At 40.6% G+C, this 15578-nt stretch carries 15 protein-coding genes; 2 read left to right on the top strand and 13 right to left on the bottom strand.

Translation table 11 applies throughout. From position 1 onward, the window contains the following. Positions 1-3: 3 nt before the first annotated feature. The 11 genes from ACULLH_RS17085 to ACULLH_RS17035 form a co-directional block, all read right to left on the bottom strand. Positions 4-729, bottom strand: coding sequence for a DUF3307 domain-containing protein (locus ACULLH_RS17085; protein WP_454089971.1), 726 nt, complete (start codon positions 727-729; stop codon positions 4-6). After that, positions 726-1334: a transcriptional regulator gene (locus ACULLH_RS17080; protein ID WP_454089970.1), complete on the bottom strand. Its 609-nt coding sequence runs from the start codon at positions 1332-1334 to the stop codon at positions 726-728. The genes ACULLH_RS17085 and ACULLH_RS17080 overlap by 4 nt, the downstream gene beginning before the upstream one ends. 137 nt (positions 1335-1471) lie before the next feature. Next, positions 1472-2290 carry an SH3 domain-containing protein gene (locus ACULLH_RS17075; protein WP_454089969.1) on the bottom strand — a complete coding sequence of 273 codons (819 nt, stop codon included), beginning with the start codon at positions 2288-2290 and terminating at the stop codon, positions 1472-1474. A 99-nt stretch (positions 2291-2389) separates the two neighbouring features. Continuing rightward, complete coding sequence (locus ACULLH_RS17070; protein WP_454089968.1) at positions 2390-3100, bottom strand: VOC family protein; 711 nt, start codon at positions 3098-3100, stop codon at positions 2390-2392. A 2-nt stretch (positions 3101-3102) separates the two neighbouring features. Then, a complete protein-coding gene (locus ACULLH_RS17065; RefSeq protein WP_454089967.1) occupies positions 3103-3990 on the bottom strand; it encodes a sterol desaturase family protein in 888 nt (295 codons plus the stop codon). 3 nt (positions 3991-3993) lie between these two features. Further along, positions 3994-4488 carry a hypothetical protein gene (locus tag ACULLH_RS17060; RefSeq protein ID WP_454089966.1) on the bottom strand — a complete coding sequence of 165 codons (495 nt, stop codon included), beginning with the start codon at positions 4486-4488 and terminating at the stop codon, positions 3994-3996. Between the two features lie 66 nt (positions 4489-4554). After that, on the bottom strand, positions 4555-5118 hold the full coding sequence (locus ACULLH_RS17055; protein WP_454089965.1) for a Crp/Fnr family transcriptional regulator: 564 nt from the start codon (positions 5116-5118) through the stop codon (positions 4555-4557). A gap of 58 nt (positions 5119-5176) precedes the next feature. After that, entirely contained in the window at positions 5177-5554 is a 378-nt protein-coding gene (locus ACULLH_RS17050) for a VOC family protein (protein ID WP_454089964.1), read from the bottom strand. A gap of 120 nt (positions 5555-5674) precedes the next feature. Next, the gene (locus tag ACULLH_RS17045; RefSeq protein WP_454089963.1) at positions 5675-6115 is read right to left on the bottom strand and encodes a hypothetical protein; all 441 of its coding nucleotides are present in this window, start codon (positions 6113-6115) and stop codon (positions 5675-5677) included. 104 nt (positions 6116-6219) lie between these two features. Then, entirely contained in the window at positions 6220-6411 is a 192-nt protein-coding gene (locus ACULLH_RS17040) for a hypothetical protein (protein ID WP_454089962.1), read from the bottom strand. Between the two features lie 173 nt (positions 6412-6584). After that, entirely contained in the window at positions 6585-9083 is a 2499-nt protein-coding gene (locus tag ACULLH_RS17035) for a zinc-dependent metalloprotease (RefSeq protein WP_454089961.1), read from the bottom strand. Positions 9084-9351: 268 nt separating this feature from the next. Here ACULLH_RS17035 and ACULLH_RS17030 point away from each other — a divergent pair, with 268 nt between their 5' ends. Both ACULLH_RS17030 and ACULLH_RS17025 read left to right on the top strand, forming a co-directional pair. After that, positions 9352-10086: a hypothetical protein gene (locus ACULLH_RS17030; RefSeq protein WP_454089960.1), complete on the top strand. Its 735-nt coding sequence runs from the start codon at positions 9352-9354 to the stop codon at positions 10084-10086. A 356-nt stretch (positions 10087-10442) separates the two neighbouring features. Continuing rightward, the gene (locus ACULLH_RS17025; protein WP_454089959.1) at positions 10443-10754 is read left to right on the top strand and encodes a hypothetical protein; all 312 of its coding nucleotides are present in this window, start codon (positions 10443-10445) and stop codon (positions 10752-10754) included. Between the two features lie 70 nt (positions 10755-10824). On the opposite strand, the gene ACULLH_RS17020 is transcribed toward ACULLH_RS17025, so the two are convergent. Further along, complete coding sequence (locus ACULLH_RS17020; RefSeq protein WP_454089958.1) at positions 10825-12255, bottom strand: SLC13 family permease; 1431 nt, start codon at positions 12253-12255, stop codon at positions 10825-10827. Positions 12256-12374: 119 nt separating this feature from the next. Continuing rightward, positions 12375-15554 carry a TonB-dependent receptor domain-containing protein gene (locus ACULLH_RS17015; RefSeq protein ID WP_454089957.1) on the bottom strand — a complete coding sequence of 1060 codons (3180 nt, stop codon included), beginning with the start codon at positions 15552-15554 and terminating at the stop codon, positions 12375-12377. Positions 15555-15578 lie beyond the last annotated feature (24 nt).

Below are 15578 nucleotides of genomic sequence, written 5' to 3'. Positions count from 1 at the left end.
TTTTTATGGCTGAATTTCAGACAAATGATTGTAAAACATTCCGGCCAAAATAGCCAATCCAAAACTCAGGAGGGTTCCAATTAGAACATACTCGGTAAGTTTTCGGTTCTTGCCCTTGTTGAGGTCTCCAAATCGGAATACGGATTTGGCCGCTATTAATAATCCAATGGCAGCCCATTGATTGATCAGGATAAAGCCAAAAACAAATAATCGTTCCAACATACCGATGTACTTACCGGCATTTTTAAGGGAGCCTCCTTCGTCAGTATCATCTTTCAATACCTCCGCAACGTAAGGAGCCAATAACATTCTCATGATAATTCCTGAAACATAGGTCACGAATACCAAGAACGTAAAGAATAACAGATTTTCTTCACCAAATAAAGATTGAAAATCTACCTCAAATGGGGAAACCCATTGAATTATGGCTATAAGAACACCTATGTGCAGCAATTGATCTAGTGCAAAGAGCCATCTATAATTTTTTTCATTGGTGAACGCTAGTTTGCCTAGATCGATCAAGTAATGGGAGACAATTATTATGGCAATAATTCCCAAGTGTTGAAATTGCAATAAAAGGAGCAATGCCAACAAATGGACGGCCATGTGCCAATAGAGGTACTTTGACCTCCATTTTTTTTCAAGTTTATCGTCGACCCAGTGGACAGGCTGGAATACAAAATCGCCCAGAAAATGGGCCAGAATCAGTTTTAAGGCAAATAACGTCATAGTTGTGCGAGTTGGGTGGTATAAAATTGGATCATTTTTTGCACTTCATCAAATCCGGCACGTATCAATGCTTCGCTGATGTTGCTTTGTGATTTTTCCAAAAGGGCTGCCAACTTTTTTTGATTGGCTTCAGGGTTTTCCATAGCTGTTTTAACAACCCTTGAGGTTGCTGGCAACCAGGTATCTGTAGTTAGGGATGCGAGTTGTAGCATAAGATTGATTTGGGTGTCGAATGTTTTGGAATTGGATTTTATGGCCAATGTTTGTTTTTTCAAATTTTCGAAGCACTCCCCTGAATATACAAAGGCAGAACCGTTGGATTCGGTTATTTTCTCAGAGATATAGTCTTTTTCTCCTAGACCGATACCCATGCGAACATCTATACCTTTTTTCTGTTTCAAGCTAGCTTTGATATGGATTGCCGTTTCAAGGGCTTTCTCCGGGGATATCTCCAATTGGAAGCTATCTCCTCGATAAATCTCCCATTGTTCGGGTTCTTTTCCATGGGCGTTCAATGCTTCCTTTAAGTTAGGTAACCAAGCTTCTGGGCTATCCTTTCGGGAATTGATAATATCTCCAGTGATTATGGCTGTTGCTATATCCATAAAGCAAATATCGGTTATTTTACCGATATTTGCAAATATCGTTGAAATAGCCGATAATTTAATATATCGGTAAAATAGCAGATAATAATATCAAAAGATGGAACCCTTCAAGTAATTTATATAGAAGGGTCCCTTTTTTAATTCGCTACTTTCTGTTGATAATCCGGAATCAACTTGCCATTCTCCCAGCTCAATTGACGGGTCTCGACAAAGGTCCTGGTCCAAAGTGAGGCTTCATCCAAGTTTTCTCCTTGTTCTTTTTTGAAGAATATTTTTCCTGGAATACCACCTTGATCATCTGGGAAGATAAAACGCTCAGAACGGTAAAATACCCCTGCATCGGAAACTTCAGAGAGCTCCGCAACTTTAGTAAGTCCATTGGCATTGGCAAAAAGATAAACGCCGCCGCCCTCTACACCACAAGCCTCCGCAATGTAATCAACATATAAAATTCCATCCAGATTGGGAACACCCTTACCATTATTGAGGGTGCGGATGGTAATATTGGTATGGGACAGGGCAATTTTTTGCTCGTGGTATTCCCCGCCAATCACATTTCTGATATTTAAGAAATTACGGTCACCTTCTTTGGAAAAGGCGAAAAAGAAATCCATTCCATTCAAGGTTTTCTTTTCAACGGACAATAAGCCAGCCAGAATATATCCTGTTTTATCATCATATTTTACCTTGTAGAAAAAGGAATCATAACCTCTATAGGGCCATGAAAATTCCGTTTTTTCCAAAATTTGGATCCACTCCCCAATTTTCAGGAACTCCAATACTTCAGATTCCATTTTTGGGGCGCTACGCAATTTTACATTGTTGCCAAACACATAGACCTGTTCTCCAGGTTCAAAATCATTCCCATTCCAAGCGTGAAGATTTTCATCTTGGGCTGAGCAAAAGAATATAGTTAATAGATAGGTTAGGGCCGAAATCAGATAGTCTACTTTCATTTTTATCATTTTAGGATTAAGACAGCCCTTATGGGTGTTATATTATATACGCCCCAAAATGTTAAAATGGTTTTGGCTAAGTCGAATTAATGCATGAAACTAGTTCTCGACTACCTGAAACATAGCGCCAAAGGCATCGGTCAACAGTGCAGAATGATTATCTTGATAAATCAACTTGCCGCCCAATTCCAAAACCTTGGAAATGGTTGAATCAATGTTCGCTACCTTGAAAAACACCGCCCAATATTCATGTTTTCCTTTGATCTCATTATCCAGCTGTTGAATAGCTGCTATGTTTTCACCTACATTATTGTGAACCAACAACCTCTTGTGTTCGGTCTCTTCCATGGTCCAATCAAAAAGATGGGAGTAGAAATCCAACACCAACTTTATATCCGAAACAAAAAGTTCATTCCAAACCATGGTACCTTCACTATCCACGGTTCTAGCGTTTAATTGATTTCCATCATAAACGGTAAAACCGGCGCCAGAGGGATCTCTGATCAGGGCTACGGATCCAAAACCGCCCATAGATTCGGTCAACTCGACACGCCCGTCAAGGGTTTTGGCCTTTGAAACAGCTTCTGAAACGCTGTCCACTTGTATGTAGGGCATCCAAAAAGAAGGCATACCCATGTCTACAAAAGTCTTGGGCATTAAATAGAGACCCGATGTTTCCTTATTTGCTTTGTAAGCATAATGGTAATCTGTATCTATTTGCTGATAATTCCAACCAAAAACTTCCGAATAAAATATTTTGGAAACCTCAAGGTCGAAAGTTGATAAATCCGTCCAAACAAAATTGTTCATTTTCATTTAGATGTTTTGGGTTGCCAATCGGGTGGCATGATCAATACCTTCAATTTATTGATAAAACCTGGAGTGTCCGAAACCTTGTTGAACAAACGCTGCAAACCATGGAAAAACACTTTAATTGGGTTGTTGGAATTTAGGGGTTTATTGATGCCATACCTTACTTTTTCGACCTCAGGTTCAAAGGTTCCCAACATTCTGTCCCAAATAATCAGGATACCCGCATAATTCTTATCCCAATATTGACGATTTGATCCATGATGCACTCTATGATGCGATGGAGTATTGAAGATATACTCAATTGGTCTTGGAAGTTTTTTAATGACTTCGGTATGCAACAAAGTTTGGAAAACCTGGACAAAAACCTCCGACAACAATACCAGAATGGGATCAAACCCCAACATCACTATAGGTATGGAAAACAAAATTGGAAAAACGGCATCCAAGGGTCCAAACCGGTAAGCAACCGACATATTGAAGTGCTTTGAACTGTGGTGAACCGTATGGGTCGCCCAACCCAAACTTACCCTATGTGTCATCCGATGTTCCCAATAGTAGGCGAAATCTGCCAATAAAACACAACAAATAATGGTAGCCCAGCTAAGGGGCAGATGCGGCAGACTTAGATGCTCATAGACCCAAAAATATACTTTGGTGATCAAAAGAAGCCCCAAGATGTATTCTATCAATACAAAACCAACAAATGTGATAACATTGGCAATAGAGTCAAAAACAACATCCATAGTGAGCCTTTTAAGAATCGTATATCGAATCAATTCTACCAAAAAGAAGGGGATGATGATATAAATAAGACTCCAATCATTAAGGACGGAGAACCAGTATTCAACGTCGATCCAGTTGAGCTCTTTGGATAAAAATTCAATCATTTGTCAAGGTATTTTGTTCCAAATTTCGGTGTCGGCATAACCGTAATAGTCATAGCTCAATCGTAGCTGTGTTTCAGAAACCAATTGAATTTTACAGGGGACTTTATAACTCTCACCTTCATAATCCAATCTATAGACTCCTTTATAAAGCTCAGTTTTTTCAGCGGTTATTTCCAAGATAATGTCATTGGCTTCTTCCACATTGCCATATTCGTCCATATAAGCAACCGTGACACCAGTGATCTTTCCATTATGTTCCGATATTTTGTTGATTGCGGCACCTTTGAATTCTCCTGGGTCATAGGTTACCTTCCATTTACCCAATAAAACATTGTTGTTCTCCTTTTCAACCTGATCAGGTTGTTGTAGGGTCTTTTGCGGGGTTGTTGTTAACACTTCCTTGGACTCTGGCTTGGTTTGCTCTGCCACCAAATGGGGAATCCCTGCAAGTGTAACTATCACCACTAGACTTATGACAAATAATTTAAGATTATGCATTGTTCCAGCTTTATGGGACAAAAATAAATCAGAGGAATGGATAACTTTTTGACCTATATCAAAAAATCACTTTTGGGTCCTTAAACGGCTTAGGGTCTCCTGCGACATTCCCAAAAAAGAAGCAATATGCCCGAGTTTGGCCCGTTGTTCCAATCCGGGCATCTCTCGCATGGTAAGCTCGTATTTTTCTTTGGCCGAAAGGTCTTGAAAGTTTTTAATGACAAAATCCATTAATGCGTACTGTTGCTCTACAAAGCAGCGTGCAAATTTTTCAAATTCGCGAAAATCATCGATCAATTCTTGGAATTGACTTTTTGATATTGTAAATATTTCGCTGTACTCAACCGCTTCAATAGATTCAAAACTAGGTTGATTGGCATAAAAACTATACCATGATGTGAAAAAATCCTTTTCTGAATAAAACCAATAGGTCCTTTCCTTTCCCTTGTTTAGATAATACGAACGAAAAATACCTTTATCTATAAAGTAGTATTGCTTGCAGTACTTACCTTCCTCAACAAGTTTGTCATTTTTGGGGACTACGATTTTGGTAAAGGCGCTAGCCATTCTAGACTCCAATTGGTGAGGAACCACAGTAAACTGTCTTACTTGTTCGATTAGGTTTTTCATGTTGATTAAAGATATTCCTTTTTAAACCCATTTGGATTCCAAAACTTGGGAAAGAAAATCAATTGATGCGCCACGGAGGATTTAACCTATTTTCTCCGGCGAAAAATAAAATCAGGTGATTGTTATCAGGATCTTGAAGCCTTGCTTCTCTCCATAACCATGTACGATCGGCAGGGGGTTCATAAAAATCAATACCTCTCGCTTGAAGGAATGCTACCTTCTCATCGAGATCTGAACATTCGAAATAAACGGAAATACCCTCTCCTTTTGGCAATTCTTCCACCAAATGCACTGAAAACGTACTGTTACCATCCGGACAAACAAAACGGGCATAGTGGGGAAGTGCCTTTACAATTAGCTGTAGGCCCAAGGTGTTATAAAAGGTAATGCTATTTTCAACGTTTAGGGAAGGAACCGTAACCTGATTGAGATTCATAAAATTGTATTAAGAATATAAATTCCAAAATACGATTTTCGTTTTATAGGAAACTGGGATTGGGGCAAAAAAAGAAGCCACGTCCATGGCAGGCGTGGCTTCTAAAATCAACAAAAAACACTATCCTCTTCTTCCCTTCTCCTGCATTTTCTTTTTGCCGTTCAATCCTATTTTCATTTTCAATTCTTTCCAAGTTTGATATTGATCTTTGGTCAATACCTCCTTCATTTTTTGCTGATGGGCAATTTGACGGTCCAATCGAGCATTCTCCAGTTCATACCGCTCATCAGATGTGGGCTTTTTCCATTCGCCACTTTCTTTTCTGGACCGAATCTCTTCAAATCTCAATTTTCGAAATTCTGCCTGTTCCAGATTAATGTCCATTACCTTTTCTTGCTGCGCTTTGGTCAGGTCAAGGGCCAAGGTCATTTTTTTTGTCTTTAAGGTGGCCATTTGCACGGCTGTCAAATCCATTTTTGATCCCTTTCTGGTCTGCGTGTACTTTTGTGCCACAACATTCATAGTGGTCATTAAGACCAACAATACTGCTATCTGCTTCATATGTTTAAATTTTAATGATTTGGTTGTTGGACAGTACTTGCGTACTATGGTTTAACTACCATATCATCATTTATGAAGCATTTAACACATGGGATCTTTGGGTGCTACTCTAAATCAATTTCAGGATTTTCTGGTATCTCCTGGAGCTTGTCAACATCTTCGAAATCAGTTTCAACTATGGAAGAGGTGTTTACCTGATCTTGGAACCTTTTATCTGCTTGTTCAATGTTGTTGTAAATATAGGCGGCGATTGCAAAGCATAAAAAATAGAGGAAGCTCTTGATTTTGTAGGTCATGATTTTGAGATTTGGGATTACTAAAATAGGGAAAGCAAGAGCACTTACCCATCATATGTTGTGAAATGACCTTTTTTAGATGTGAACTGGACGAAATGTATGGTATAATCGACAAAACGCACAGTTTAACCAAAAAAGGCCATTTTTCAGTGTAAGTTCCTACATATAGGAAACTATTTTGGATCCAAAATCCTATCAATACGCTCCAACGCGTCTTGAAGGTGGTATCTGCTCATGGTATCGGAAATCCGCCCAAGACCATTCCTAATATCCCTTTTTAAATTATTGAGCTCCGCTCTGGCTACGGAACGAATATCCGATTGACTGGTATTTACGACTGTGGATTTACGATATCCTCCAAAATCCGATAATTTACCCTGATTTTCAGCCGTCATCAAATATTCCAATCGGTCAATATGGGCCTTTTGGAGGTTTCTTCGATAGGTATCTATGGACTTGCCACTTCGGGTTTCTGCCCATATACCCCTTCTTAGATCACGCATCATTTCCAATAGACCATAAGCATCATTTCCATTTACGGTTTCATTCTCAATGATTCGAGCCAGTTTTCCCAGATGCATGATGTTGTTCAAATAGCGTACTTGTGTGGAGCGCAGTCGTTCCACCGAACCAGAATATTCTGTTTTATTGAAAATCTCATGATCGATAAGCCATTCTGGCGTTTTGAACAATTGTTCTTGCATAAAGGCCATAGCATTTTTTTGATGGTCTTTGTCCACATGGGTATAGACGGCTCCTTCTTGGTCGGCTGTCTTATAATATTCGTAAACACCACCAATATTATTGGATACATGACCCATATATCGTCTGTACTGCGCAACTACCTGACCATATAATGTTCCAAGGTCATCATAATCTTTTCCATCTTCGGTTGTCCATTTGGCTAGGTTCGGTACAATGCGTTTTAGGTTGGCAATACCATATAAACTTGCTTTTATGGCATCATCTCCTAAATCTTCGGTCTGGGAGCTAGGATCATGGATGTCACCTACTTGCTGATGCCCAAACCTGTACCTAGGGTCATTTTCATGAGCTATGATCCAGCTATTTAATATAGGTTTCTCATCTTCGGCACTGGTGTTTAAAATAGGCTTGTACCCCCATCGAATGGCATGTTTATCGTAGATGCCAATATTTGGCATAAGAGCTACACCTTTATCCTCCGGTTGGGCAACATAGTTGAACCTCGCATAATCCATGATTGAAGGTGCCGTACCATATTTTTGGGTAAAACTTTTGGAACGTAGTGAGTCAACGGGATAAGCCACACTACTTCCCATATTGTGGGGAAGCCCGAGGGTATGTCCTACTTCATGAGCCGATACAAAACGAATCAATCGACCCATAATCTCATCCTTGAATGCAACGCCCTGCGCTTCTGGATTGATGGCAGCTGTTTGTACAAAGAACCAGTTACGGAGCAAAGTCATCACATTATGGTACCAATTAATATCTGATTCCAAAATCTCACCACTACGGGGATCACTAACGTGTGGACCATTGGCATTGGGAATGGGTGAAGCCAAATAGCGGACCACAGAATATCTAACATCCTCTGGAGACCATTCGGGGTCCTCATCTTCCGAAGGAGGATCTTTTGCTATGATGGCATTTTTAAACCCGGCCTCCTCAAAAGCAACTTGCCAATCTTCTATTCCCTGCTTTATATAAGGAACCCATTTTTCAGGTGTGGCACGATCTACATAATAAACAATTTGCTTTTTGGGCTCTACCAGTTCGCCTGCCTTATACTTCTCAACGTCCTCATCCTTGACCTCAAGTCGCCAGCGGTCCAAGTAACGTACCATTTTACTTTCTTGGGCCTCCAAGCCATAATCAACCTGACCCCTTGCAAACCAACCTACACGCTCATCAAAATAGCGACGTTTCATAGGTTCTTTAGGTAGAAGAATCATGGAGTTGTTGATTTCCACGGAAATGGAACCCAGGCTTTGATTACTTGGGGGAGTTCCCGCAGCATAAGTTTTTACATGCCGTGCTTCAATATTTAAAGGATAACTTTTGATGGATTCGATATAGCTTCGGTCACCCTCCAAGCGACTTATTTTAAACTGTTTTCTTCTTCCATCCGGCATTCCAAGTGCCTTTACATCTTTGCTAAATAAAGGGTCGACCTCTATAACTGTTGCTGGATTCAAGGAATCTTTTTTGTTGAAGGCTTTAATGTCAAAGGCAAAAAGCACCGGTTCAAAATTAGAATTGACCACGGCTTCATGAACAGGGAGCGAATCTGCTGCTACATTTCCGTAGGAAACAACCCTAAGCAATACCTTTTTAGGCTTTTTTTCCCAACGTAGTACCTGGGTGTTGATTTTTCCTCCCCCAAAACCAATACCTGTTGCGGTTTTGGAAATTCGGCTGACCATCAACATTTCCCTATTAAAAAGGGAATCTGGAATCTCATAGAAATATTTGTCATCCACTTGATGAACTTGAAAAAGACCTTCATCGGTTTTTGCATCTTTGGTGATGACCTTTTCATAAGGTTTGATATCCCCTTTTTTGGGTTTATCCTCCGCCTTTTGCTCGGTCTTCTTCTTTTTCTTTTTAAAAAGTTGTGCATCTGAAGTCTGTACGGCAGCTAGAAGAAAAAGCGCCAAACAAACTTTGGAAAGAAGCGTTTTGATCATTTTATATTGGTTTGATGTGTTCAATAGCTACCAAAGAACCTAAAAAACATAAAAAGAGACTGTTAAATAAATATTAACTCTCCATTTTTTCCAAAGATGCCCCAACCTTCGGGAGTGTCTAATTTTACTAGAGTTTCCCGTTGAAACGCCACCTATAGTTGGGCTGAGGGGTAATTCGTTTTTCCTAAAAAAAATGAAAAAGTTGTAACAATTTAGAATTTGGATAGTCTTATAAGCATACATCATCAATCAAAAAATTCAATCAAAAATGAACAAGTTATTAATGATTTACGGTTGCGTACTCTTAGGTAGTACGGCTGTAGCAAACGACCAACAAAGTACGGCGGTCTCTGTTGTAGAAACCAGATTGGAATCCTCCGGTACGTTTGAGAACAATTTTACAGTATTGCAGATCAATGCTGAGGTAAAAGAAGCAGCTTCAAAATTATACGCCTTGTATAGTGAAGAGTTGTTTGAACTGAATTTAAATGACATAGAATTCGTAGAAGAAGAATCTTTGGAAGATTTGGGGTTTGATACCTCCGACTACCTTCCCGAGGGCTTCAACCCTTACGAAACCTATTTTGATTTGAATTCCATTATATACATCGAAGACGAAACTGAGTTAAACCTAGATTTTAATACCTCGGAATATTTACCTGAGGGATTTGATCCCTACACCGACATCGTTGATGTCCACTCCATTAACTATATGGAGGATGAGGATACCGATTTAGGTTTCGATACCAAGGATTATTTGCCAGAGGGTTTTTCGCCTTACAAAGCATATATAGATTTGAATTCCATCCCTTACATTGAGGAAGAAGTTGAACTTAATTTGGGCTTTAACGGTGAGTATTTACTGCCAGAAGGATTTGATCCATACGAAGATTCAGTGGAAGTTGCTTCCATCAATTATATAGAGGAAGAAGATATAGATTTGGGGTTTGATGCCTCAGTGTATCTCCCTGAAGGTTTTGACCCATACACAAGGGCAAACTAGGTAGGATGTTTTAGTTTTCATTTTACAAATTTTTGAGTTAGTTAGTTAGAAAAGCCCTCGATCGAGGGCTTTTTGTTGTCTTAATGTTAATTTATGTGCTCAGGACCACAATTTGAGGCAGTTAACAAAAAAATAACACAAAATTCGACCAAGTGTAAATGGCAATAAATTCGTTTTAATACTAACAATCCTACAAGTTTTGCCTTCCAGAATCGCTAGTTTTTCAATAATTGAAACCTAGAATTACCGACTTCATTTTTCACCTGATTTCCCCCCTACGTTAACAAAAAACTAATTGTAATAAACTTCACATATTCTGGTTTTACCTTTGTATAACAATTAAAAAAACGACGGTTATGAACTATAAAAACTTTAAACTAGGAATAGCATCAGGCTTGGCCTTTATCATGGTTTCACATGCAATGCAGCCTAAAGAACTTGAATCGCCAAAAGAAGAATTCGATATCAACAAAGTAGTGTTTATCGAAGAGGATCAAAATTGGGAACTGGGATTTGATACATCGCTATATCTACCTGAAAATTTTGACCCTTACAATGGCGAATTTTCATTGAAAGCAATCAATTATATGGAGGAATGTGACCATATAGAACTCGGATTTGACACATCTGGATATCTACCAGAGGGTTTTGATCCGTATATACAGTAAAGTTAGTTTCATACTTTTTTTGAGTTAGTTAGTTTGATAATGGCCCTTCCAATTTGGAGGGGCCATTTTTTTAGAACAAAAATGGTATCACAAACTGAAAAACCAATATCAACAGTCCAACTGCAATAAGGTTCAAGATTATACCAACTCTGGCCATCTGGGCGATTTTTACATAGCCGCTGGCAAAAACAATGGCATTGGGCGGCGTTGCCATGGGGAGCATAAAGGCACAGCTGCTGGCAATGGTCACCGGAATCAATAGATACAGGATAGGAATGTTCAATCCTATGGCAATACCGGCAACAACGGGAGCCAATACGGCCACCAAAGCCACGTTGCTCATCAATTCGGTCATAAAGAGCATCAGGAGGATTAGCAAAGAAGCGGTCAGCAAAATACTGATGTCACTGCTCGCAATGGCAGCAGCGACCATATCCACAATTCCACTAGTGGACATTCCCTTGGCCAGGGCAAGTCCCCCACCAAAAAGAATTAAAATACCCCAGGCCAGTCTCGATGTGTCCTTCCAATGAATAATAAAATCTCCCTTTTTAAGATTGTAGGGAATAGAAAACAGCGCAACTGCGGCAAAAATACTGATCATGGTATCTGTAAGGCCCAGTTGAGGGAAAATAGCATTGATAAGGGTACGGAAAATCCATAGAAAAACGGTAACACCGAATATGGCCAATACCAATTTTTCTTTTCCAGAAGTCGGTCCCAATTTTTTTAGCTCCGTGTCGATTACCTCTTTGGATGCATTGAACTTCAAATCACGATTGGGAAACATCCATTTTACCAACACCACATAGCAAATGGTGACCATAATGATTGAAAAGGGAAGACCCAAGGTCATCCATTTCAAAAATGATATCTCGGTATTGTATTCATTCTCCAACAGCCCGATCAAGACGGAGTTTGGGGGAGTTCCGATTACTGTTGCAATTCCCCCGGCGTTGGCCGAAAAAGCTATCCCCAGCATTACACTAAGGGCAAAATTCCTGTCATTCTTGGTAAATCCGTCTTCGTCATTGATCAACAGATTGATTACCGATAAGGCTATGGGCAGCATTACCACGGTACTCGCCGTATTGCTGATCCACATGCTTAACGAAGCGGTTGCAATCATAAAACCCAGGATAACCTTGTTGGGGGTTGTGCCCGTCAATCTTATAATGTTAAGTGCGATGCGTTTGTGCAAATTGACCTTTTCCAGGGCCAAGGCCATGACAAATCCGCCAAAAAAGAGAAACACTATTGGACTGCCATAGTTGGCCCCCACCTCCGCAATGGGCAATATTTTTAGAATGGGCAAAAGCAACAGCGGCAATAATGCCGTAACCGAGATGGAAACGGCCTCCGTAATCCACCAAATAAGCATCCATACGGCCACTGCGATTACCGAGTCGCCTTTTTCAGATACCATTTGCCATGGGAGGTTAACAAGGATAAGAAATGCAATCGGGCCTAATATGAGGCCCACAATTTTGGATTTTTCCATTTTGGGAACGAGAATTCAAAGCTCTAAAGATAACGGTCTCACGGTCATAAAAAAAACCCTCCGTGGCAGGAGGGTTTCTTCAATAAACCAAACTCAAATAATTCAAGCAGTATGAAATATTAAAGACTAAAACGTAATCTTGCGAAGAGGTAACGACCACTGTACCCGAATTGGGAAGTACGTCTTGAGAACACAAACTGATCTCCGGAGGTTCCTCCTTCTCTATTTTCATCGGGATATACATCAAAAAGGTTGTTGGCACCTACAGTCAATGACAAGTTTTCTGAAAATGATTTTGTCACGGTAAGGTCCGTAATCAATTTTCCTCCATAAACGGCGTCGTCACTTACTTCTGTACCTTCTACCCGAGCATCTCCGTTAAAATCGTCGGGATCGGTAACTTCTCCAAAAAAGACATTTCTCATTAGGAAATCCCACGAATCATAGGAGATCATATTGGTCAAATTTAATTTGGCCCGCGGCTGCGCCAAGGTCAAGAAAGCCTCTTCTTGTCCATCAAAAAAGGAACCACTCAAGCCGGCGTTGGCTATAAGCGTGGGGACAAAAATATCTTCTACTTCAGTTTTGTTGAAGCTAGCTGCAAAGTCATTCTTTATAGTAGCATCTCCCAAGGAGGCCTTATGTGAAATCACGACGTCCAAACCGGTGGATTTGGTATCGATTGCATTCACAAAAAAGCGGGCACTTGTAGCTCCAGCAGCGTCAAAAATTGCCGTAAGCTCCGGGTCACCTCCGTTACCAAAGCTTCCACTATACACAATACGATCATCAATATTGATCAGATATCCATCTATGGTTATGGTAAATTGACCAAAGGTTCCTGTCAATCCTGCGCTAAAACTGTTGGAGGTCTCTTCTTTAAGTTTGTCAATCCCAATCAGGGAAGCCGCTCTACTGTCGTTGGTGAAAGTACCTTGTTCAAAAGGAACATTGTCCACAAAAACTGTACTGGTTCTACTGAAGAACTGCTGGTGAAGCGAGGGGGCACGGAAACCTGAACTACTTGCAGCCCTTAAAGCCAAGTTTTCAGATAGTTTCAATCTTGTGGCCAGTTTGTAATTAAAGGTGCTTCCAAAATCAGAATAGTTCTCATACCTACCCGCTAGGCTCAATAGCCAGTTTTCAGTAAAATCGGCTTCAAAATCGGCGTAGATTGAGATATTGTTTCTAAATTTTTCTGTGGCATTCCCTGGATCGTAGCCCCTGAACACCTGCGCTCCTCCTCCCAAAGGTGCTCCCGTAAAATTATTACGTACCAATTGGTCGTCTGGAGTGACACTGTTGACCGGGTTGCCGTTGATATCATAACTGGTGTATGACGATTCTTCTCCTGCAATAATTTCATATTTCTCTACTTTGTATTCAGCACCGAAGGCTACGTTAAAGCCTTCAAAAATGTCTTCATGGAATCTGCTAAAATCCAAATTTGTGGTATTTTGGGTGAAGCCCAATCCGCCAGCATCGAAAGAGCGGGGAGTAGCTACACCAAGGGTTCCGTTACTGGAGTTTCCAACAGTGATATCAAAAGTATTTCTTCCATAAGTATTTGAAAAATCGACATCCCATTCATTGATTTTTCCACGAATTCCAACAGCAAGGGACTGATCCAGGATATCGGTTCCGATATTGGGCAAGAATCCATTTGGAAAGGCTGGAGTGTTGGCACGACCATCACCCTGGGCGGGTCTTCTATAGAACCCGGAAGCCAAACCTTGGCGATAGCTAATGCCTCCAAAACCATAAATTTCGGTTGATTCGGAAACTGGAATCGACATGTTGGCAAAGAATTTACCTTCCCTCAGTCTGGAAGTACCCACTTTGAATCTGAAATCCTTTCGGGTAAGTCCGCGGGCGGCAAGCTCATCTTCGTCAGCATCAAAGCTCAATAAATCCCGGAACGTAGCAATATCGGTATCATCATTCAGATTCAAGCCCACTATTTGATCTTTGACTGATTGATCTAAATAGGTGATGCTCTGTGCGGCATTGGCATAGTCTTGCAGGGTCATATCGGCAACAGTACCTCCACCAGCTGCAAAAATGCGCTCAGCTCCATGAAATCCCTGAAAAATATCTCCAGCATAGTCCTTATTTCTCAATGCAGGTTCCCTTGTGGAAAGTGATCCTGTAAAATTGATGTATCCTCGGTCACCAATAGGCAGTCCGAAGTTGGCATCCAACTGAAATTTTTCACCATCGCTACCGCCTTCAAACTGATTGCTGTTTTCACTAAAGTTGGCACCAGAGGTCAAGGAAAGGTCAAGTTTTCCCGTTGATTTTTTCAGTACGATGTTGATGACCCCTGCGATGGCATCCGAACCATATTGTGCCGCAGCTCCATCCCTCAACACTTCAATACGTTGTATGGCAGCAGCAGGAATTGCGTTCATATCGGTACCTACGCTACCAGCACCTACAGTACCATTTACATTGATCAGGGCGGTATTGTGTCTTCTTTTACCATTGATCAACACCAAAACCTGATCTGGACCTAATCCACGCAAGGAAGCAGGGTCAATATGGTCGGTACCATCCGAAACGGTCTGTGATTGCGAGGTAAACGATGGTGCGACATAGTTCAAAATCTGATTTACGCTCACCTGCGGCCCTTGATTTGCAATTGTGGCCACATCGATAACGTCAACAGGAACAGTCGTCTCGGTTGCGGTCCTATTTGGATTTCTGGATCCAACCACAACGACATCATCTAATTGGGCGGCATCTTCCTTAAGAACAATGGCAATGTTTGATTGGCCATTCAAAGCAATTTCGGTAGTCTTAAATCCAAGGTAGGAAACTACAAGAGTGGCGTTTGAATCATCTACCTCAAGTGTGAAATTTCCATCAAAATCAGCTTGGGCTCCATTTGTGGTTCCCTTGACCAAAATATTAGCGCCTGGCAAGGGATTACCATCACCATCCTTTACTGAACCCCTGATTTCTTGTTGATCCTTGGAGTGAGACTTCATATTGTCCAACGATTGTTTTTTGAGGACAATCTGATTTCCGTTTATGGAATATTCAAGATTTTCCTTAGCCGAAAGTCTGTCCAAAACCGCAAATATCTTTTCGTCCGAAGCAGATAGAGATGTTCTTTTGGTATCGTCTATTTCTTTTACGTTGTAGAAAAATTTAAAGCCCGACTGTTTTTTTATTTCGTTGAGCACTTCTTTCAAAGGAACATTTTCCAAGTCAAAATGAACCCTTTTCTGCGAATAGACATCACTCGCAGAGAGCTGACAAATAATAAAGAAAGTAAGCAGGAAACTTAGCTTCATTTTAAGATTGATTTTTGTGCATGA

This window comes from Flagellimonas sp. 2504JD4-2 (assembly GCF_053642935.1).
Note: the sequence above shows the minus strand (reverse complement) of the source record. Positions and strands in the feature narration are given on the sequence as shown.